At 67.7% G+C, this 20,685-nt stretch carries 21 protein-coding genes; 8 read left to right on the top strand and 13 right to left on the bottom strand.

The genetic code is table 11. The features are described 5' to 3' along the window. The first annotated feature begins 44 nt into the window (after positions 1-44). Entirely contained in the window at positions 45-1,694 is a 1,650-nt protein-coding gene (groL, locus tag VOI27_RS01570; protein ID WP_323763531.1) for a chaperonin GroEL, read from the top strand. Positions 1,695-1,785: 91 nt separating this feature from the next. Here groL and VOI27_RS01565 read toward each other — a convergent pair whose 3' ends face one another. From VOI27_RS01565 to VOI27_RS01535, 7 genes are all read right to left on the bottom strand, one after another. Further along, a complete protein-coding gene (locus VOI27_RS01565; protein WP_323763530.1) occupies positions 1,786-2,856 on the bottom strand; it encodes a DUF1513 domain-containing protein in 1,071 nt (356 codons plus the stop codon). Continuing rightward, on the bottom strand, positions 2,856-3,839 hold the full coding sequence (locus tag VOI27_RS01560; protein ID WP_323763529.1) for an imelysin family protein: 984 nt from the start codon (positions 3,837-3,839) through the stop codon (positions 2,856-2,858). The genes VOI27_RS01565 and VOI27_RS01560 overlap by 1 nt, the downstream gene beginning before the upstream one ends. Further along, on the bottom strand, positions 3,839-5,416 hold the full coding sequence (locus VOI27_RS01555) for a di-heme oxidoredictase family protein (RefSeq protein ID WP_323763528.1): 1,578 nt from the start codon (positions 5,414-5,416) through the stop codon (positions 3,839-3,841). The genes VOI27_RS01560 and VOI27_RS01555 overlap by 1 nt, the downstream gene beginning before the upstream one ends. A 99-nt stretch (positions 5,417-5,515) precedes the next feature. After that, a complete protein-coding gene (locus VOI27_RS01550) occupies positions 5,516-6,775 on the bottom strand; it encodes an imelysin family protein (protein WP_323763527.1) in 1,260 nt (419 codons plus the stop codon). A gap of 216 nt (positions 6,776-6,991) precedes the next feature. Further along, entirely contained in the window at positions 6,992-7,426 is a 435-nt protein-coding gene (locus tag VOI27_RS01545) for a DUF1178 family protein (RefSeq protein WP_323763526.1), read from the bottom strand. A 67-nt stretch (positions 7,427-7,493) separates the two neighbouring features. Further along, a complete protein-coding gene (locus tag VOI27_RS01540; RefSeq protein WP_323763525.1) occupies positions 7,494-8,771 on the bottom strand; it encodes a 3-deoxy-D-manno-octulosonic acid transferase in 1,278 nt (425 codons plus the stop codon). Positions 8,772-8,777: 6 nt separating this feature from the next. Beyond that, positions 8,778-10,409, bottom strand: coding sequence for an AMP-binding protein (locus tag VOI27_RS01535; protein ID WP_323763524.1), 1,632 nt, complete (start codon positions 10,407-10,409; stop codon positions 8,778-8,780). Positions 10,410-10,484: 75 nt separating this feature from the next. On the opposite strand from VOI27_RS01535, the gene VOI27_RS01530 reads away from it, so the two are divergent. Further along, positions 10,485-11,405, top strand: a complete 921-nt coding sequence (locus VOI27_RS01530; protein WP_323763523.1) for a DMT family transporter — start codon at positions 10,485-10,487, stop codon at positions 11,403-11,405. 9 nt (positions 11,406-11,414) lie between these two features. Then, positions 11,415-12,059 carry a sulfotransferase family 2 domain-containing protein gene (locus VOI27_RS01525; protein WP_323763522.1) on the top strand — a complete coding sequence of 215 codons (645 nt, stop codon included), beginning with the start codon at positions 11,415-11,417 and terminating at the stop codon, positions 12,057-12,059. Here VOI27_RS01525 and VOI27_RS01520 read toward each other — a convergent pair whose 3' ends face one another. Continuing rightward, the gene (locus VOI27_RS01520; RefSeq protein WP_323763521.1) at positions 12,060-12,209 is read right to left on the bottom strand and encodes a hypothetical protein; all 150 of its coding nucleotides are present in this window, start codon (positions 12,207-12,209) and stop codon (positions 12,060-12,062) included. A gap of 105 nt (positions 12,210-12,314) precedes the next feature. Between VOI27_RS01520 and VOI27_RS01515 the strand changes: the two genes are divergently transcribed. Further along, a complete protein-coding gene (locus tag VOI27_RS01515) occupies positions 12,315-12,491 on the top strand; it encodes a hypothetical protein (protein ID WP_323763520.1) in 177 nt (58 codons plus the stop codon). Here VOI27_RS01515 and VOI27_RS01510 read toward each other — a convergent pair whose 3' ends face one another. Further along, the gene (locus VOI27_RS01510; protein WP_323763519.1) at positions 12,492-13,121 is read right to left on the bottom strand and encodes a LysE family translocator; all 630 of its coding nucleotides are present in this window, start codon (positions 13,119-13,121) and stop codon (positions 12,492-12,494) included. Further along, a complete protein-coding gene (locus tag VOI27_RS01505) occupies positions 13,121-14,014 on the bottom strand; it encodes an S-methyl-5'-thioadenosine phosphorylase (RefSeq protein ID WP_323763518.1) in 894 nt (297 codons plus the stop codon). The genes VOI27_RS01510 and VOI27_RS01505 overlap by 1 nt, the downstream gene beginning before the upstream one ends. Positions 14,015-14,230: 216 nt before the next feature. Here VOI27_RS01505 and VOI27_RS01500 point away from each other — a divergent pair, with 216 nt between their 5' ends. Then, complete coding sequence (locus VOI27_RS01500; protein WP_323763517.1) at positions 14,231-15,865, top strand: SulP family inorganic anion transporter; 1,635 nt, start codon at positions 14,231-14,233, stop codon at positions 15,863-15,865. A gap of 35 nt (positions 15,866-15,900) precedes the next feature. On the opposite strand, the gene VOI27_RS01495 is transcribed toward VOI27_RS01500, so the two are convergent. Then, a complete protein-coding gene (locus tag VOI27_RS01495) occupies positions 15,901-16,737 on the bottom strand; it encodes a GNAT family N-acetyltransferase (RefSeq protein ID WP_323763516.1) in 837 nt (278 codons plus the stop codon). Between the two features lie 45 nt (positions 16,738-16,782). Between VOI27_RS01495 and VOI27_RS01490 the strand changes: the two genes are divergently transcribed. Next, positions 16,783-16,917 carry a hypothetical protein gene (locus VOI27_RS01490; RefSeq protein ID WP_323763515.1) on the top strand — a complete coding sequence of 45 codons (135 nt, stop codon included), beginning with the start codon at positions 16,783-16,785 and terminating at the stop codon, positions 16,915-16,917. 87 nt (positions 16,918-17,004) lie between these two features. Here the strand turns inward: VOI27_RS01490 and tyrS are convergent, their stop codons facing one another. Continuing rightward, the gene (gene tyrS, locus VOI27_RS01485) at positions 17,005-18,258 is read right to left on the bottom strand and encodes a tyrosine--tRNA ligase (RefSeq protein WP_323763514.1); all 1,254 of its coding nucleotides are present in this window, start codon (positions 18,256-18,258) and stop codon (positions 17,005-17,007) included. 61 nt (positions 18,259-18,319) lie between these two features. On the opposite strand from tyrS, the gene VOI27_RS01480 reads away from it, so the two are divergent. After that, the gene (locus VOI27_RS01480; protein ID WP_323763513.1) at positions 18,320-19,429 is read left to right on the top strand and encodes an anhydro-N-acetylmuramic acid kinase; all 1,110 of its coding nucleotides are present in this window, start codon (positions 18,320-18,322) and stop codon (positions 19,427-19,429) included. 43 nt (positions 19,430-19,472) lie between these two features. Here VOI27_RS01480 and VOI27_RS01475 read toward each other — a convergent pair whose 3' ends face one another. Continuing rightward, positions 19,473-20,078, bottom strand: a complete 606-nt coding sequence (locus tag VOI27_RS01475; protein WP_323763512.1) for a flavin reductase family protein — start codon at positions 20,076-20,078, stop codon at positions 19,473-19,475. 81 nt (positions 20,079-20,159) lie between these two features. On the opposite strand from VOI27_RS01475, the gene VOI27_RS01470 reads away from it, so the two are divergent. Next, positions 20,160-20,663, top strand: a complete 504-nt coding sequence (locus VOI27_RS01470) for an N-acetyltransferase (protein WP_323763511.1) — start codon at positions 20,160-20,162, stop codon at positions 20,661-20,663. The last annotated feature ends 22 nt before the right edge of the window (positions 20,664-20,685 follow it).

Below are 20,685 nucleotides of genomic sequence, written 5' to 3'. Positions count from 1 at the left end.
CGGCCGCCTGAAGCCAACGAAATTCAAGTCAAGGAGAGTCATAAATGGCTGCCAAGGACGTCAAATTCGATACCGATGCCCGCAACAAGATGCTCAAGGGCGTCAACATCCTCGCCGACGCGGTGAAGGTGACCCTCGGTCCCAAAGGCCGTAACGTCGTGCTCGACAAATCCTTCGGCGCACCGCGCATCACCAAGGACGGTGTGTCGGTTGCCAAGGAAATCGAACTGGAAGACAAGTTCGAGAACATGGGCGCGCAGATGGTGAAGGAAGTCGCTTCCCGCACCAACGACGAAGCCGGTGACGGCACCACCACCGCGACGGTTCTGGCCCAGGCCATCGTCAAGGAAGGCATGAAGTCGGTCGCAGCGGGCATGAACCCGATGGACCTCAAGCGCGGCATCGACCTCGCGACCTCGAAAGTCGTCGAAGCCATCAAGGCGGCCTCGCGCGCTGTCTCCGACAGCCACGAAGTCGCACAGGTCGGCACCATCTCGGCCAACGGCGAGAAGGAAATCGGCCAGCAGATCGCTGACGCGATGCAGAAAGTCGGCAACGAAGGCGTGATCACCGTCGAAGAGAACAAAGGCCTCGAGACCGAGACCGATGTCGTCGAAGGCATGCAGTTCGACCGCGGCTACCTGAGCCCCTACTTCGTCACCAACTCCGACAAGATGGTCGCCGAGCTGGAAGACTGCATGGTGCTGCTGCACGAGAAGAAACTCTCCTCGCTGCAGCCGATGGTTCCGCTGCTCGAGCAGGTGATCCAGTCGCAGAAACCGCTGCTGATCATTGCAGAAGACGTCGAAGGCGAAGCGCTGGCGACCCTCGTGGTCAACAAGCTGCGCGGCGGCCTGAAAATCGCGGCCGTCAAGGCACCGGGCTTCGGCGATCGCCGCAAGGCCATGCTGCAGGACATCGCGATCCTGACCGGTGGCCAGGTGATCTCGGAAGACCTCGGCATGAAGCTCGAGTCGGTCACCATGGACATGCTCGGCACCGCCAAGAAGATCCAGATCACCAAGGACGAGACCACCATCGTCGACGGTGCTGGCGAGAAGGCCGAGATCGAAGCCCGCGTGGCCCAGATCCGCAACCAGATCGAAGAGACCACCTCCGACTACGACCGTGAGAAGCTGCAGGAACGCGTTGCCAAACTGGCCGGCGGTGTTGCCGTGATCCGCGTCGGCGGCATGACCGAAGTCGAAGTGAAAGAGCGCAAGGACCGCGTCGACGACGCTCTGAACGCGACCCGCGCAGCGGTGCAGGAAGGCATCGTCGTCGGCGGCGGTGTGGCTCTGGTTCAGGCGGCCAAGACCCTCGAAGGTCTGACCGGCGACAACAACGACCAGAACGTCGGTATCTCGATCGTCCGCAAGGCGCTGGAAGCGCCGCTGCGCCAGATCGCAGAGAACGCCGGTGTTGACGGTTCGGTCGTGGCTGGCAAGGTCCGCGAAAGCGACGACGTCAAGTTCGGCTTCAACGCCCAGACCGAAGAATATGGCGACATGTTCAAGTTCGGCGTGATCGACCCCGCGAAAGTGGTGCGGACTGCCCTGCAGGACGCGGCCTCGATCGCCGGTCTGCTGATCACCACCGAAGCGATGGTGGCGGACAAGCCCGAGAAAGCCGGCGCAGCTGGCGGCGGCATGCCCGACATGGGCGGCATGGGCGGCATGGGCGGCATGATGTAAATCACGCCATCCACGTCCGGATGATTTGGGGGTCGCCTTCGGGCGGCCCCTTTCTCGTTGCGAGGATTGCAGATGGGGGGGGCGGCCGGGCTCAGCCGATCCGCACCAGGTGATTGTCCCAGGCGCGCATGGCACTGGCCAGCGGCGCGAGCCGCCCGGCCGCGGTTTGCATCACCCCGCCCAGCCCGTCGGTGGCCAGCAGGCCAGAGGCCTCCGCGGCCAGCCCGCAGATATCGGCGCGGCGGTGGCTGGCGAGAAATCGCCCCTCGGCATCAAACACATGCAGTCGCCCACCGGGCGGCGAGGTGATCCCGATCTGCCGCCCGTTGCCGGAAAAGGCGACGCTGCCGGCATAGCCCTGCATCGCCCGCTGTTCGGCCAGTCCGGCCTCGGCCAGGACCGGCGTCTCGCCCCGGCGATGCAGCCCCAGAAGCGGCACGCCCTCCTCGGGCGCACCCTGCCACTGCATGGCAAAGGCCAGCTGACCGCCGGGCGCGCAGGCCAGGTGGCGGATCGAGTTCGGCCAGAGCTCGGCCGGCAGATCGACTTGTTCCAGCACCGCGCCACTGGCCGAAAGGTAGCTGAGGTTCGGCCGCATGGTCGCAAGGTTGAGCGTGTCGCGACCGTGGTCGGGATGGGTGCGGATGCCGCCGTTGGCCACCGCCAGCACATCGCCGGGCAGGGCGCGGATTTCATGCGGGCCGATGCCGCCGGAGGCAAATTCGCCGATCCGCGCATAGCCTTCGCCGCGCGCCCAGAGGCCGATCACGCCTTGGCCGGTGTCGATCGCGTTCTCGCTGGTGGCAAGGATGTCGCCACCGGCGAGAAAGGCGCCATGACCGTAGAAATGCCGGCCCTGCGGTGCGTGCAGGCGCTGCAGCTCGCGGCCCGTCAGGCAATCGATCACCAGCGCGAACCGACCGGGGCGGCGGGCAAAGGCCACCGCCTCCGGCGCGGTCGGATGGGCGGCTGCGGCATGGCCGCGGTCCGGCAGGGGGATGCGAAAGATGTCCTGCCCCTCGGCCGACAGGCCAAAGAGTGCATGGACGCCAGAGGGCTCCCGGGCGGCGGCGAGATAAGCGGGGTTGCCGGCATCGGCCCAGCTCAGCCGCGGCGCAGAGGTGGCCAGCAGGCCGGCGAGGAAAGCGCGGCGCGAGGGCATCAGTCGCCGTCCGACGCATTGAAACCGACGCTGACGCCCAGCACAGCGCCGATCTCTGCGGCCAGCGGCGGCAAGATCTCCTCCACCCGGGTCTGCAGCGCCTCGACCCTGAAGCGACCGGCAGGCTCCGCCACACCGGCAAGCAGCGGATCGTCGAGGTCGCGGGCGGTCTCCAGCGCCGCCGCGAAACCGGCCTCGGTTCGCGGGATCGGCTGGTCGGCAAGCGCGCGCGCGAGGTCGCGCAGGGCCTCGAGCGACAGGATCACGTTGCGCAGCGGGCGGCCTGACCGGCGCGCTTCGGCGACCTGCGGCCTCGCTGCGTCGAAACTGCCCATTGGGCGGCCAAGGCGCTGGTCCGCGGTGAACACCAGCCCGGTGGAGAGCGCGGTGTAGAGCGCCTGCGCCGCCTCGCGCTCGGTGAGGAAACGGGGGGTGTCGGGGTCGCCGGCGCTCAGCAGTTGGTCGGCAAACTCAGCCTGCCATGCGTCGTGGGTCTCCTGCGCCAGCCGTGCCAGATCGGCGGCGATGGCCTGCGCGAAGCGGCAGGCATAGCCCTCGCTGCCAGCGTCGCCCGCCTCATAGAGCAGCCGTTCCAGCGCAAACAGCCCGCGTGCAGCGATCGAGACCTCGGCAAAGCTCTCGGCGGTCTCCACGGCGGCATCCTCCGCCGCCAGCATCTGCTGTACCGCTCGGCCGACGAGGCCACGGCTGTCGGGCCAGAAGGCGATGGTGAGCGCCCGGCCGTCGTCTTCCAAAGGGCCGAGGGTCAGGTGCGAGACCCCCATCCAGGCGTCGAACGTCCGTTGGAAAGCCGGCCGCAGCGTCGCGGCGCGGCAGTCATCGGCGGCGGCGGAGCCGAGCGCCTGCGCGGCCTCGGCAAAGGCCGCAACGCGGGGCAGAGCGTGGTCCTGCACCACTTCGCGGGTGCCGGCCAAGGCGGGCAGGGTGGCAAGGCAGAGGGTGGCGGTCAGCAAGGCGCGCATCAGAGGCTCTCCAGATAGCGGATCAGGGCAACGCGGTCGGCTTTCGGCATCTTGACCACGGTATCGCGGGCGGCCTGCGCCTCGCCGCCGTGCCAGATTACCGCCTCGAGCAGGGACCGCGCGCGGCCATCATGCAGGAATTGGGTATGGCCGTTGACCTGTTCGGTCAAACCGATGCCCCAGAGCGGCGCGGTGCGCCATTCCCGGCCCGAGGCGCGGCCCTCTGGGCGATGATCGGCGAGGCCTTCGCCCATGTCATGCAAAAGCAGGTCGGTCATCGGCCAGATCAGCTGAAAGCTCTGCTCGGGCTGGCCCTCGAGCCGGTGGGTGACGAATTTCGGGGTGTGGCAGGCGGCGCAGCCACTGTCGTGAAACACCTGCTTGCCGCGCAGCACCTGCGCATCATCCACGTCCCGCCGCGCCGGCACTGCGAGATTGCGGCTGTAGAAGGTCACGAGGTCGAGCGCCTCGGTGTCGATCTCGAAGGTGCGCGCATCGCCGTCGCCATGCGGGGCCTGCCGGCAAGCCTGCTGCCCGGCGGCGCAATCGCCCCAGGGCGCGGGAAACAGCGGCGAGGAGATGCCGAGATCGCCGGAAAAGGCGCTGGCCGATTGCTCGCGAATCGTCGGCGCGCCGGCCTTCCAGCCGAAGCGGCCCAGCATCGGCCGGTCGTGCTCGAAGGACCAGACGACTTGCGCCCGGCCGGAAATCCCGTCGTCGTCGGCATCCTCGGGGTCGGCCAGCGCGAGGATGTCCGCGGCCGGGATTGCCTCGAGCAGGCCCAGCCCGATCATTGGCGGCGCGACCCGGGGCGAGAGCCGGGCGCCGGGCGCCAGCGGGCCATAGCCCAGGTTCTCGGCGGTGAACGTCGGCTTGCGCAGGCTGGCGGTCTCGCCTTCGGACAGCGCGATCTCGATCTCGTCGTAGCGCAGACCCAGCCGGTATTCGGCCCTGTGTCCGGCGACGGCAAAGTCCTGCAACTGGCCGCCATAGGTCGGGTCGGGCCGCATCCGCGGGGTCTGATCGCCGAGCGACAGCAGGAAGGCCTCGATCCTGCTGATCTCTTCGTCGGGGGCGGCGGGTACCGAGATGCGCAGGAACATCGAGACGGCATCATCCTCCGGCCCCTCGGGCGGATGGCCGCGGCCATCCTTGAGATGGCAGCGCTGGCAGGAGCGGGCGTTGAACACCGGCCCAAGCCCATCAGAGGCCAGAGTGGACGCGGGCGAGGAGACCCAGAGCTTCTTGAACAGGCCGTTGCCGACCTTGAAGTCCAGCTCGCGCTCGAGGGGCATGTTGGCCGAGGATTGCGAGAAGGCCTCGGCGGTGGTGCGCGCGCGGGTGGTGGCGGCACCGCCGGGGTTTGTCTCGAAAGGCTCGGACGCCGTGAAATCCTGCGGCGGCGCAGTGGCCCCGGCGATGCGCGCGCTTTCGGCGGCGCTGCGCGGCACCACGGCAAGATGCGGCCAAGTCAGATCATCGGGGTCGGCGGCCACAGGGCCGGGCGCCACCCCGGTGCCGGCCGCCAGAATGGCCAGCACCAGCGCGGCGCGGGTCGATCTTTGTCGGTGTGTCATCGGGCCCCCGGTGAGATGCCGCCAAGCCGCATCCCGGCCGGCAGGCTCGGGTCTGGCGGCGGAGGTCGCCGGGGCGCGCGCGGCGCCCCGGCCGATCGCTTACTGAAAGACGGCCGTAGGGTCGTCGAGGCTGTCGGAGCCTTCGAAGGCAATCTGATCGACGCCCAGAACGGTCACCGCGCGTTCGATGCTTCGGGTCTGCTCGACCAGCGCCTCGACCGCGCCCATGATCAGCGCCTCGCCACGGGCATTGCCGCGCTCGAGCATCATGTCATAGCTGAAACCGGCCTCGGCGGCGGTCTTGACCCGGCCGAGACGCGCCATGGTGGCGCCGAGCTTGGCGCGCAACTCGGCATCCACCTCCGGGCTCGCAGCGGCCACCAGATCCGACAGCGCCGGGCCGGTCACGAGCGAGCCGTCGACCCGCAGGTATGCGCCGAGATAGACGTTCTGCACGCCCAGACCATCGTAGTAATGGCTGTTGTGGGTGTTGTCGGAAAAGCAGTCGTGCTCTTCCTCGGGATCGTTCAGCATGACGCCGAGCTTCATCCGCTCGCCCGCCTGTTCGCCGTAGGACAGCGAGCCCATGCCGGTGAGGATCGCGTTGATGCCGGCAACCTCATCCTCGAGCACCGCGGCGCGGGCGGCGCCCTCCTCGGCCCATTGCCCGGCCATCCAGTCGAGGTCCGAGACCAGCAGGTCGGTCGCCGCCCTGAGGTACTGGCCGCGCCGGTCGCAATTGCCGCCGGTGCAGGTCTCGCCCAGGGCGTAATCGGTCCAGGGGCGGGCACCGGCGCCATGCGAGGTGCCGTTCAGGTCCTGGCCCCAGAGCAGGAACTCGATCGCGTGATAGCCGGTGGCCACATTGGCCTCGATCGCGCCGGCCTCATGCAGCTGGCCTTCGAGCAGGGAAGGGGTGATCTCGCTGGCATCGACGTCCTCACCGCCAAGGGTGAAGGACGGGTTGGCCACCACGTTGAGCGCCGCGAGCTGGTTTTCGTCGGTGGCGCCGTCATAGGCGACATCGACGTAATCGATCAGCCCCTCGTCGAGCGGCCAGGCGTTCACCTTGCCCTCCCAGTCGTCGACGATGGCATTGCCGAAGCGGAAGACCTCGGTCTGCTGATAGGGCACCCGCGCCGCAAGCCAGGCAGACTTCGCTGCCTGAAGCGCCTCGGGCGAGGGATCGGCCAGCAGGCTCTCGACCGCCGCCTGCAGGTCACGGGCCTTGATCAGGCTGTCCTCGTAGCCGGCCTGCGCGATATCGGCATAGGTGTCGAGCACCTCGGCCTTGCTCTGGGCGAGGGCAGGGGGCGCGAGGACCACAAGGGCGAGGGCGGTGCTGGTGCGAAAGCGCATTTCGGAGGTGTCCTTTCAACTCGTTAATATCGTGCCGGGCAGGACGACGCGGCCTGCACAGCATGGGGCTGCGCAATAGCTGACTTAATCAGTCAGAATAGTCAATGGGGCAAAATCAGTCGTCGCCCCGGTCACAAGAGATCGAGATTAAACGTCTTAATTCAACGGTATAGGGGGCGTACTTGGCGCGGCAAGCTGTCGCCGGTCGTCAGGTGATCAGTTGGATTTCCGCCCCACCCGAAAGGGCAGCGGCGCGATCGGCACGCCGTCTTCGACCAGCTTGCGCGCCTCTTCGGGCTTGGCCTCGCCACGGATCGCCCGGCTCGGCGCCTCGCCAAGATGGATCGCGCGGGCCTCGCGGGCAAAGTCGCGGCCGACGTCCTCGGAGGTCTTCTCGATATGCGCCTTGAGGTCGGCCAGCGCCTTTTCGGCCGGCGAGGCCGGGGTCGAAAGCGGCTTGGCCGGCGCGGGCGCGGGCTTGGACGAGCCATGCGAAACGCGGGGTGCCATCAGGTCACGGTCGACCGCGCTGGTGCCGCAGACGGCGCAGGCCACCATGCCCGCGGCCTGAAGCTTGTCGAAGGCGGCTGCGGACTGGAACCAGCTTTCGAACCTGTGGTCTTCGCTGCATTTCAGCGCGTAGTGAATCATCGCCGTGACCGATCCTTGATTGACCAAGACATAGCCATTTGTCCGGCAAGTTCAACTCGCTGCGCGCTCACGCCCCATCACGTGCGCCGGGCAGGGCGGCGGCGATGCGCTGCACCAGGTCGGCCAGATCGGCAGGCTGGTCGAGCTGCGCATGGGCCTTGCGCCGCATCGCATCGCGCCGCTCGGGGTCGCGCACCTGGATCAGGGCGCGGGTCAGATCCTCGGCGCTGGCGACCTGGATCGCCGCACCGGCAACATCGAGCCTGCGGAAGATGAGGGTGAAGTTGCGGGTGTCGGGCCCGTGCAGCAGGGTGCTGTCGAAGACCGCCGGTTCAAACGGCGTGTGACCGCCTTTCTCGACCAGCGATCCGCCGATGAAGGTGGTGCCGGCAAGCTGGTACCAGAGCGGCATTTCCCCAAGGGTATCCGCCACATAGACGGCCCCGGCCTGCGGGGCCTCGCCGGCGGCGCGCCGCGTTACGGCCAGGCCTGCGGCACGGGCCATGGCGGCAATCTCGGCACCGCGGCGGGGGTGGCGGGGGGCAATGATCAGCCGCGCCTCAGGCCGGTGTGCAAGCAGCGCGGCATGGGCCTTGAGCACGATCTCGTCCTCGCCCTCATGGGTCGAGGCGGCAAGCCACGTGGCCTCCCGGTCGAACTGCGCCTGCAGCTCGGGGTCAAGCGTCAGCCCGGCGGGCGGCACGTAGAAGGCCTTGAGGTCCAGCACCTCGCCAAGCCGCTCCGGCGCCAGCCCAAGGTCCGACAGGCGCTGCGCCGTCCCCGCATCCTGCGGCGAGACGAAACTCAGCCGCGACAGAAGCCAGCGCGACAGGGGGGCCAGCTTGCGCCAGCTCTGCGCCGTGCGCGCCGAAAGCCGCGCGCCCATGGCGATCACCGGCAGGCCGCGGTTGGCGACGGCGGCGATCCGGTTGGGCCAGAACTCCGCTTCGAGCAGAACATGGCCCACCACGCCGTAGCGCCGGCAGAGCAGCCAGGCCACCCAGCGGGTGTCAAACGGCGCCAGCCGGGCGTGCACACCGGGCAGGCCCAGTTCGGACGCCAGATCGCGGGCGGTGAGCGAATTGCTGGTGATCAGGAAACGCAGATCCGGCCGCGCGGCATGCAGCGCCAGCAGCAGCGGCCGTGCCGAGGTCAGCTCACCATTCGAGGCGGCGTGCAGCCAGAGATGCGGACCCGGTGCGCGTCCGAGCGCCAGCCCGGTCCGCTCGGCCCAGTCGGCCAGACGCTCGCGTCCCGAGAAAACGCGGGCCAAAAGGACCAGCGCGACCAGGGGCCACGCCAGGCCGGTGACGAGGCGATAGAGCGGCAGGGCCGGAAATGTCATGAAGGATCAAAGGTCCTTGGCAATCTTGCGCAGTTCGAATTTCTGTATCTTGCCGGTCGATGTTTTCGGCAGCTCACGGAATACGACCTTTTTCGGCGTCTTGAAACCCGCAAGACGTTCGCGCGCAAAGGCGATCAGCTCGGCCTCGGACGGCTCGTGCCCCGGTTTCAGCTCGACAAAGGCGCAAGGCACCTCGCCCCATTGCTCGTCAGGCCGCGCCACGACGGCGGCCAGTGACACCGCATCATGTGCCATCAGCGTGCCTTCGACTTCGACCGAGGAGATGTTCTCGCCGCCGGAAATGATGATGTCCTTGGCGCGGTCGGCGATCTGGACATAGCCGTCGGGATGCTGGATCGCGAGGTCGCCAGAGTGGAACCAGCCGCCGCGAAAGGCCTCGGCCGTGGCGTCCGGGTTCCTGTAATAGCCCTTCATCACTGCGTTGCCGCGAAACATGATCTCGCCCTGGGTGACGCCGTCCATCGGCACCTGTTCGAGGCGGTCCGGCGTGAGCACGGTGATCTCGTCCATCATCGGCATCGCCACGCCCTGCCGCGCCTTGACCGCGGCGCGGTCGTCAGGCGTCAGCGCCTGCCAATCCTCGTCGCGCCAAGTGCATTCGGTCGAGGGGCCATAGGTCTCGGTCAGCCCGTAGACCTGGGTGATGTTAAAACCCATCGGCTCGATCTTGGCCAGGGTCGCCGGAGCCGGGGGCGCGCCGGCAGTAAAGACCTCGACGGTCTGGGCAAAGCTGCGGCGGTCTTCATCGGGGGCGTTGACCAGCATGTTGAGCACGATCGGCGCGCCGCCGAAATGCGTCACCCCTTCGTCGGCGATGGCATCAAAGATCGCTTTCGCGGTGATCTCGCGGCAGCAGACCAGCGTGCCGCCCAAAAGCGGCATCATCCAGGTGTGGCACCATCCGTTGCAGTGAAACAGCGGCACGATGGTCAGGTAGCGCGGATAGAGCACCATCCGCCATGACACCGGCTGCGCCATGGCGCTGAGATAGGCGCCACGGTGGTGGGTCACCACCCCCTTGGGCCGGCCGGTGGTGCCGGAGGTATAGCTGAGCGCGATGCTCTCCCATTCGTCGCCGGGCAGGCGCCAGTCGAACTCGGGGCCGCCGCTGGCGAGGAAATCCTCGTATTGCAGGTGATCGCCGCTGGCGGGCAGGCCGGCCACCGGGTCTGGCACCTCGACGATGCCGGGGGCTGCGCCCTCCATCAGCGCGAACGCGGCGGTCACCACCGGCAGCACGCCGGTATCGACCAGCACCAGCCGCGCGCCGCCATGGTCGAGGATATAGGCGATGGTCTCGGGCTCGAGCCGGGTGTTGATGGTGTTGAGCACCGCGCCGCAGGCCGGGACACCGAAGTGCGCCTCGGCCTGGGCGGGGATGTTGGGCAGCACGGTGGCCACCACGTCGCCCGGCCGGATGCCGGCCGCCGCCAGCGCCGAGGCAAGGCGGGTGCAGCGGGCGTGGTACTCGGCATAGGTCTTGCGGTGCGTGCCATAGGCCACGGCGAGCCGCTCGGGGAAAATGCGCCGCGCCCGCTGCAGCATCGAGAGCGGCGTCAGCGGCACGTAGTTCGCGGGGTTGCGGTCCAACCCGGTCTCATCCGCCAGCCAACCCATCGCATCCTCCCTTTCAAGCCTGATCCTGTCGTTATAAGGCAAGACAGACCTCCCGCAAGCTGGCCCGTTGACCCGATGAGCAGACCCGTTCCCGAAACCCGCCCGCTGGCCGCGGCCGCCTCGATGCTGGGCGCCATGGCGGTGATCGGCGTGATCGACAACGCCGTGCCACGGCTCGCGGCCGAGATCGGCCTCTGGCAGTTCTACGCCTGGCGGGTGGTGCTGGCGGTGCCGGTGATCCTGCTGGCCGCACGGCTGGGGCTGGGATCTGTGCGACCGGACCGGCTCTGGGCGGTTGTCCTGCGCGGGGCGATGCTGGCGATCTCGATGATGTTCTACTTCGGCGCGCTCTCGGTGCTGCCGATCGCGCAGGCGCTCTCGGGGCTGTTCACCTCGCCGGTCTTCGTGCTGGTGATCACCGCCCTGGCGCTGCGCCAGCCGATCGGGCCCTGGCGGGTGCTGGCGGTGAGCATGGGCTTTGTCGGCATCCTTGTGGTGCTGAGCCCCGACCCGTCGAACCTCAGCCTTGCCACTTTCCTGCCGGTCTTTGGCGGGCTGTTCTATGCGCTGGGCGCCATCGCCACCCGCACCGTCTGCGCCGGAGAGGACGTGCTGGCGATGCTGCTGGCGATGTTCCTGGTGCAGGGGCTGATCGGTGTGGCGGGGCTTTCTGCCGTGACCTTGCTGCAGCCGGAGGTGGGCGAGGGCGCGGCGGGGTTCGTCACCCGCGGCTGGGTCTGGCCGATGTCGCCACTGGTGCACCTGCTGATGGTTGTCCAGGCGGTGTTTTCGGTGCTGGGCGTCGGGTTGATCACCCGCGCCTATGCGCTGGGCGAGGCCTCCTACGTGGCGGTCTTCGAGTATTCGGTCTTCATCTTCGGCCCGCTGGCGGCTTTCGTGATCTTCGGCCAGCGGGTCGGCTGGAACGAGGTGGCGGGCATCGCGCTGATTGCCGGCGCCGGGCTGGTGATTGTCTGGCGGCTGCGGGACGGGTAGCGTCGCGTCATGATTATCTCCCGCGGCCGGCGCTATATCTTCGTCCATATTCCCAAGACCGGCGGCACCGCCATGGCGCTGGCGCTCGAGGCCCGCGCCAAGGCCGATGACATCCTGATCGGCGACACGCCAAAGGCGCTCCGGCGCCGCGGCAGGCTCAAGACACTCTCGCCGCGCGGGAGGCTGTGGAAACATGCGACCCTGGCCGATATCGACGGGGTGGTGTCTCCGGACGAGCTCGACCAGCTGCAGATCTTTACCCTGGTGCGCAACCCCTGGGACCGGGTGGTGAGCTACTACCACTGGCTCAGGGTGCAGCGCTTTGACCATCTGGCGGTGTCCTTGGCGCAGCGGCTGAGCTTTGCCGAGTTCCTGCGCGCACCGCCGATCCAGGCGAGCCTGAAGCACAGCCCGGCGGCGCAGTATGTCACCGATGCGGCCGGGCGCGAACGCCCGGCGCTGTTCCTGCGGCTCGAGCACCTCGAGACCGACCTGCCGGCGCTCGAGGCGCATCTCGGCTTCCGGCCGGAGATGCCGCACGCCAACCGCTCTGAGCGCGCCGCCGATTACCGGGGCTATTACGACGACGCCGGCGCCGAGATCATTGCCCGTGTCTGTGCCGCCGATATCGCCCGCTTCGGCTATGACTTCTGATCAGCGCGGATCGCGCCAGTCCGGGTTCCCGTCATGCTTTTTCGGAAACCTCAGGGCATAGAACTTGCGGGTCAGCCACGTGGCATGCGGGCGGTTCCAGTCCATCCGGTCCTGCATCAGAAGGCATCTGGCGACACTGATCGGCAACATATTCACTCTTCCCTTTTTGACAGCGGCGACATAGCATCGCGCTGCGTCGCCTATGCAATGTATATACACTGCAGGCGCCAGAAATCAAGGGTCAGGCCAGTTTACGTGAGCGAGAAGCCAAAGAAGAAGAGCGCGAACAAGGACGCCCAGCTGATCCTTCGGCTCGACAAGGACGAGCGTGACGCCTTCGTGGCGCTCTGCCGCGAGCTTGACACCACCGCGGCGCGCGAGATCCGCCACTTCATCCGCAAGTTCATGAAGAAACACGCCGACAAGGCCTGATCAGGCCGCCCGCCGCATCGTCGCCGTCAGCACGCCCATGGCAATCAGCGCGCCCCCGCCGGCGCGGGTGATCCAGGTCAGCACCTGTGGCCGCGAGATCATCCGCCGCAGCCGGTCGGCCAGCAGCGCATAGGCCAGCGCGTTGAGCGCCGCGAGACCGACAAAGGTGGCGACAAGCACCGCGAACTGCGGCGCCAAGGCCGCGCCCGGGTCAAGGAATTGCGGCACGAAGGCGATGAAGAAGGCGATGGATTTCGGGTTGAGCGCCGTCACCGCGGCGGTATGCGCGAACACCCCGCGCGAGGTGACATCCGCGCCGATCCGGTCTGCGGTGAGCCCCTCTGAGGGCGCCGAGCGGATCAGCTTGAGGCCCAGCCACACCAGATAAGCCGCGCCCAGCCATTTCAGCACGGTGAAGAGCGTGGCCGAGGCCAGCACCAGCGCCCCGAGCCCCGCCAGTGACGCGCTCATGGCAACCAGATCGCCGGTGGCCACACCGGCCGCCGAGGCCAGCGCCACCCCCCGTCCCTTCGAGAGCGCATAGCTCAGCACCAAAAGCACCGTCGGCCCGGGGATCAGCAAGAGCGCGGTCGAGGCCGCCACGAAGGTCAGCCAGAGATCGAAGGCCATCACGTCTCCTGTCGCCCGTTGCCCAGCACCCGCCCGGCCACCGCATCGAGCCGCGCCACCAACTCCGGGTCGCGCTTGTCCGGCGCCGTCAGGATCGCGTATTCCAACGCGCGGTCACAGCCATGCGGACAGGCCTCCCGCGCAGGCCCCAGCAGGCCGGGCAGCTGGGCCACAAGGGCGCGCCCCTTCTCGGCATTGCCCATCAGGGTGGCGATGATCTGCGTCACGTCGACCTCGCCATGGTCGGGATGCCAGCTGTCGTAATCGGTGATCATCGCCACGCTGGCGTAGCAGAGCTCGGCCTCGCGGGCGAGCTTGGCCTCGGGCATGTTGGTCATGCCGATCACGTCGGCGCCCCAGTGTTCGCGGTACATCTTCGACTCCGCCAAGGTCGAGAACTGCGGCCCCTCCATCGCGAGGTAGGTGCCGCCGCGGTGCACCCTGATGCCGGCGTCGCGCGCGGCCGTCTCGCAGGCGTCCGACAGGCGCGGGCAGGTCGGATGCGCCACGCTGACATGCGCCACGCAGCCGGTGCCGAAGAAGCTCTTGTCGCGCGCGAAGGTGCGGTCGATGAACTGGTCGACGATCACGAAATCGCCCGGTGCCATCGCCTCGCGGAACGAGCCGCAGGCCGAGACCGAGATCACGTCGGTCACCCCGAGCCGCTTGAGCGCGTCGATATTTGCGCGGTAGGGCACGGTGGAGGGCGCATGCACATGGCCGCGGCCGTGGCGCGGCAGAAACGCTATCTTCACGCCGTCCAGCCTGCCGGTCAGGATCTGATCCGAGGGATCGCCCCAGGGCGAGGCGACCGGGACCCACTCCGCCCCCTCGAGCCCGGCGATCTCGTAAATCCCCGATCCGCCGATCACCCCGATCATCGTCTCCGTCATGCGCCTGCTCCGTCTGGTCCCGGGGCTACCTTACGGCGGGGGCGGGCGAGCGCAAGTCAGGGTGGCAGGCTGCGCCCTTGTTCCGGGCGCCCGACTGGGTTCACGCGCGCGTCGCCTCTCTCCCAGCCATTGCATTCCGAACCCCGCCGGGGTGGCATTTCGCGCGGCACCGCTCTATAGCGCTAACGCAACCACATCAAACATCAGGATCCGCCGATGAAACGCGCCTTGCTGGCCTCATTCGCCAAGGGCTCCAACATGCCCGACCTCCGCTGGATGCCCGACGAGGGCTTTACCATGGGGCGGCTGCGGATCGAATTGCTCTCCGGCCTCACCGTCGCGCTGGCGCTGGTACCCGAGGCGGTGGCCTTTGCCTTTGTCGCCGGGGTGCACCCGCTGGTCGGCCTCTACGCCGCCTTTCTCGTCGGTCTCATCACCGCGCTGATCGGGGGGCGCCCGGGGATGATTTCCGGCGCGACCGGCGCGCTCGCCGTCGTCATGGTGGCGCTGGTGGCGCAGCACGGCGTCGAATACCTTTTTGCCACGGTGGTGCTGATGGGGCTGATGCAGATTTTCGCCGGCGCCATGCAATGGGGCAAGTTCATCCGGCTGGTGCCGCACCCGGTGATGCTAGGCTTTGTCAACGGCTTGGCGATCGTGATCTTCCTTGCCCAGCTGACCCAGTTCAAGGTGCCCGGCACCGCCGAGAGCTCCGGCCACGGGATGGGCGGCGGCGACTGGCTGACCGGCTGGCCCCTGGTTACCATGCTGGGGCTGGTGGCGCTGACCATGGCGATCATCTGGGTCATGCCGCGGATCACCAAGGTGATCCCGGCTCCGCTCGCCGGAATCGGTGTCGTGGCGGGGCTGGTCATCGCCTTTGGCATCGATGTGCCGCGGGTCGGCGACATGGCCTCGATCCAGGGCGGGCTGCCCGGCTTCCATATCCCCATGGTGCCGCTGACCTGGGAAACCCTGCAGATCATCCTGCCCTACGCGGTGATCCTGGCGGCCATCGGGCTGATCGAATCGCTGCTCACGCTGAACCTCGTGGGCGAGATCACCGGCAAGCGCGGCGGCGCCAGCCAGGAATGCATCGCCCAGGGCGTGGCCAATACCGTCACCGGCTTCTTTGGCGGCATGGGCGGCTGCGCGATGATCGGCCAGTCGATGATCAACGTCAAATCCGGCGGCCGCACCCGCATCGCCGGCATCGCGGCGGCGGTTTTCCTGCTGATCTTTATCCTCTTCGCCTCGCCGATCATCGAGGTGATCCCGCTGGCGGCGCTGGTCGGCGTGATGTTCATGGTGGTGATCGGCACCTTCGCCTGGAATTCGCTGACCATCCTGCGCAAGGTGCCCAAGATGGATGCCTTCGTCATCCTGCTGGTCACCGCGGTCACGGTCTACGAAGACCTCGCGGTTGCGGTGGTGGTGGGTGTCATCGTCTCGGCGCTGGCCTATTCGTGGAACAACGCCCGGCGGATCCACGCCCGCACCCGCATGTCGATCACCGACAAGGGCGCCAAGGTCTACGAGATCCAGGGCCCGCTGTTCTTCGGCTCCTCCGACGGGTTCATCGAGCTTTTCGACATTGCCGGCGACCCCGACACCGTGATCGTCGATTTCGCCGAGAGCCGTGTCGTCGACCAGTCGGCGCTGCAGGCGATCGAGGCCGTCGCCTCGAAATACGAGGCCGCCGGCAAGGTCATCAAGCTGCGCCACCTGAGCCGCGACTGCCATTCGCTGCTCACCAAGGCCGGCCACCTGATGGTCGACAGCGACGACGACCCCGATTACGAGCTGGCGGTGGATTACCACGTCCGCACCGGCATCCTCGGCGGTCACTGAGCCGCCGGGGGCACCGGACGCACCGGGGGCATGGCTCAGGCCCGCGCCAGCCATGTCCCCCCCAGCGCCCGGCACTGCGCCCCGCTGCCAAGCTTGAACCGCGCCAGCCCCGGCGCGGTCACCGTATCGACTATCCCCAGATCGAGCCGCGTGACCCCGCGCGCTGCCAGATCGACCATCGCCCGCCAGAGCAGCAGGTGATGCGCCGAGGCAGCCCGCCCCTCTGGGCCGGACCAGCCGATGTGATAGGTCGCCACCGCGCCGTGACAGAGAAACAGCAGCGCCGCCACCGGCGCGCCCCGCGCGCGTGCCTCGAAAAGCCGCGCCTGGCCACGATTCGCGGCAGCAAAGGCGGCGGTAAAGCGCGGCGGGTACCCGCGATAGCGTTTGACCACCTGCTGCGCCTGATCCACCCGCAAGAGCCAGTGGCCAGGGTCGGGCGGCAGCGCCAGCGCAGTGAGCTTCAACCCGAAGTCCGACGCGCGGTTGAGCCGGTTGCGCCACTTCTGCGCCATCCGCGCGCGCCAGTCTTTCGCCGGGCCCTCGAGTGACAACTCGGCCACATGCGCGCCGGTTTTCAGCTGCAGTCCGGGGGCGGGGCCCGGCGTCTCGGCATTGATCACGAACAGCCGGCAACCGGTCGCCTCGCGCAATCGCCGCAGGTCGCGCCGTGTCACATCGGCGCGTGAGATCAGGCCGACCTGGCCCATAGGACCGAAGCGCCTGCGCACCAACTGTACCTCGCCGACAGCTTGGCCGAGGAAGATCCGCAGCGGTGGCCGGCCAAGGTGAGTGAGCGTGGCGCCATAGGCCGGGTGCTGCTGAAATGGCGTGCGTTGCAACGCCGTGAAGTGAGAGGCATGAAAAGTCATGCCCCATTAACATCTGATTCAGGTGAATCAGTTCTTAATGACGCCATGAAAAAACACATCGTCATGGGCGTCCACGCCCCGCCGCCGCGTCTTGCCCTCGCGGGCCTCGCGCTGTTCTCTGCTGCCCTTGCCATGCCGGTGGGCATCCTGCTCTGGCTGAGCGAATGGCTGTTGCTCTAGGCAGCGAGCGTTAAGACCCGGTGCGGGCCGTCATGAACCGGCGAACGTCGCGCGGCGCGCGAGGGGCGCGGCCCCTCGCACCAGGTGTCAGCCCAGCTGAACCAGAGCGTGGCGCTTCTTGCCCGCCGACAGCTTGATCGGCGAGGCCAGCGCACCCGCGTCGAGCATCAGCCCGGCATCGGTCAGCGGCGCATCGTCCAGCCGCGCGCCGTTCTCGGCGATCAACCGTTTGGCTTCCTTGCCGGATTTCGCCAGCCCGGCGCGTACGATCACCTGCACGATCGACAGGCCGTCGCCCAGTTCGGCCGCGCTCAGCGTCAGGGTCGGCAGATCATCACCGACGCCGCCCTTCTCGAAGACCTCGCGTGCCGTGGCCTCGGCCGCCGCCGCCGCCTCGGCACCATGGCACAGCGTGGTCACCGCATTGGCCAGCACGATCTTGGCCGCGTTGATCTCGGACCCGGCCAGCGCGCCGAGACGCTCGCATTCGGCAACCTCGATCTCGGTATAGAGCTTGAGGAAACGGCCGACGTCGGCATCGGTGGAATTGCGCCAGAACTGCCAGAACTCATACGGCGAGAGCATGTCGGCATTGAGCCACATGGCGCCGCCCTGCGATTTGCCCATCTTGCGGCCATCAGAGGTGGTCAGCAGCGGCGAGGTCAGGCCATAGATCTCGTGGTCGAGCACCCTCCGGGTCAGGTCGATGCCGTTGACGATATTGCCCCATTGATCCGAACCGCCCATCTGCAACACACAGTCGTAGCGGCGGTTCAGCTCAAGGAAATCATAGGCTTGCAGGATCATGTAGTTGAATTCGAGGAACGAGAGCGACTGCTCGCGGTCGAGCCGAGACTTCACGCTCTCGAACGACAGCATCCGGTTGACCGAGAAATGCCGGCCGATGTCGCGCAGGAAATCGAGGTAGTTCAGCCCGTCGAGCCATTCGGCGTTATTCAGCATCAGCGCCGCGTTGTCCTGACCGGCGCCGTAATCGAGGTATTTGGCAAAGACCTGCTGCATGCCGGCGATATTGGCGTCGATCTGCTCGGGGCCAAGCAAGGGCCGCTCGTCCGAGCGGAACGACGGATCGCCCACCTTGGTGGTGCCGCCGCCCATCAGGGTGATCGGCTTGTGGCCGGTCTTTTGCAGCCAGCGCAGCATCATGATATTGAGGAGGTGCCCCACATGGAGGGACTGCGCGGTGGCGTCATAGCCGATATAGGCGGTCACCATGCCGTTGGACAGGGCCTCGTCCAGCCCCTGATAATCGGTGCAATCGGCCAGGTAGCCGCGTTCCATCATGACATGCATGAAGTCCGATTTGGGATGGTAGGTCATGAGGTCTCTCCGATATGGTCGGGGCAAGGCTATAAAGGCCGCAAGCCACGAGGAAAAGAGCATGTTGCAGGCAGGCATGGTCAATGCGCTGGGCGCGATGTCGGGAACGTCGCTCGACGGGGTCGATGCGGCGGTGATCCGCACCGACGGGGTGACGATCGAGCGATTCGGGGCGCATCGCTACCGGGCCTATTCCGACGAAGAGCGCGCGGCGCTGCGCGCCGCGCTGGGGCGCTGGCCGGGGGCGGGGCTGGACGCGGCGCTGGACGTGGTGCAGAGCGCGCATGTGGAGGCGATGCAGGGCTTTGACGCCGTGGATATCGCCGGGTTTCACGGCCAAACCCTGGCGCATGAGCCGGGCGGACGCGGCACCCATCAGCTGGGCGATGGCGCGGCGCTGGCCGAGGCGCTGCGCCGGCCGGTGGTCTGGGATTTCCGCTCGTCCGACGTGCGCCTCGGCGGGCAGGGGGCACCGTTGGCGCCGTTCTTCCACTTCGCCTGCGCTCGCTGGATCGGCGCGACAGGGCCTGTCGCCTTCCTCAACCTTGGCGGTGTCGGCAACATCACCTGGGTCGATCCGTCGAAACCGGGCCCAGAGGCCGAGGGCGCGCTTCTGGCCTTTGACACCGGTCCGGCGAATGCACCGCTCAACGACCTGATGCAGGAACGCCGCGGCCTGCCCTATGACCGCGACGGCGCGCTGTCGTTGCAAGGTGCGGTGGCCGAGGGCGCGCTGGAGCTGTTCCTTGACGAGGGGTATTTCCTCAAGATGCCGCCTAAGTCTCTGGACAGGAACGATTTCTCCCTGATGCTCGACCTTGTGCGCGAGCTGGCCGATGCCGATGCGGCGGCCACGATGTGCGCCATGGCGGCGAGCGCTGTGATGCGCGGGATGGAGCATTGCCCGGCGCCGCCACAGGCGCTTTATGTCACCGGTGGCGGTCGGCACAACCCGGTGATGATGCAGATGCTCGGCGTCTCGCTCGACTGCCCGGTGCACCCGGTCGAGGCGGTGGGGCTCGACGGCGACATGCTCGAAGCGCAGGCCTTTGCCTATCTTGCGGTGCGGGTGGCGCGCGGCCTGCCGACCTCTTCGCCCAGCACCACCGGCGTGCGCGCGCTGGTCGGCGGCGGCGAAATTTCCCGTCCCGAAGCGGGTCTTCAACCCTGACGGCCTGTCCTCGCGAGGACGTCCGCAAGGACGGAAGAGCGGCTCACTCGCCGGGGCGTTTCAGCGAGAACACCTCGCGCACATCGGCGTAGTCGCGATAGCCCAGCCGGGCGAGCGGCGCATAGCGGGTCACGTCGAGCCGGCCGTCGTCGAGATATTCGTCGCGGACATGCACGCCAATGACTTCGCCCAGCACCATGAAATTCGACTGGCCGGGCAGGTCAATGATCTGTGTCATCCGGCATTCCAGCGCCGCCGGACTGCCCGAAACACGCGAGCAGGCGATCTCGTGGCAGGCCTCGCGGGCGATGCCGGCCTTGTCGAACTCATCCACGTCGCGCGGCCAGGGGCCGGAGCTGACATTCATCACGTCGCGCTGCGCCGAGGCCACGATATTGACGCAGAACACCCCGGTCTGGCGGATATTGGCCACGCTGTCCTTGGTGTCGCCGCGGTCGTCCTTGGCCGAGGTCGAGGAAAACATCACCTGCGGCGGGGTGTAGGCCACCGCGTTGAAGAACGAATAGGGCGCCAGATTGTCCTGCCCGTCGGCGCCGCGGCTGGAGATCCAGCCGATCGGACGCGGGCTTACGATGGCGCTGAACGGGTTGTGTGGCAGCCCGTGGCCGTCCTTGGGACGATAGAACATGCGGAAATCCTTTGGCTTTACCCCTGACCTAGCCCCATGTTAACCGGCTTTCCACCATGAACCAGTCGAGGACGGTCGCCTTTGATCCAGTTGCGCAAGGAAACACCGGCCGACCTCTGGGCGGTCGAGGCGCTGTATGATCTCTGCTTCGCGCCGGGCCGCACGGCGCTGAGCTCCTATCGGCTGCGCGAGGACGTGGCGCCGGTGGCAGCGCTTTCGACCGTGGCCGAGGACGAGACCGGGGTGATCGGCGGTGCGATCCGCTACTGGCCGGTCTACGTCGGGGCGCATCCGGCCCTGCTGCTCGGGCCGGTGGCGGTGCACCCCACCCGGCAGGGCGAGGGGTTGGGCGCTGCCCTGATGCGCGATTCGCTGGCGCGGGCGGCCGAACTGGGCTGGCGCCGGGTGATGCTGGTGGGCGATGCGCCGTATTATTCGCGGTTCGGCTTCGACAAGCTGGAGGGCGTCGAGATGCCGCCGCCGACCAACCCCGACCGGGTGCTGGGCCACGCGCTGACCGAAGGCGCCTGGCAGGGCGTCACCGGCGAGGTTCTGCGCTGGTGCGACGGGCCGGGCACGGCTTGACATCCGCCGCGGGCGCCCAATG

Origin of the sequence: Marinovum sp., assembly GCF_034669705.1 — a bacterium.
GTDB lineage: Bacteria > Pseudomonadota > Alphaproteobacteria > Rhodobacterales > Rhodobacteraceae > Marinovum.
This window is presented reverse-complemented; position numbering and strand designations above follow the sequence as displayed.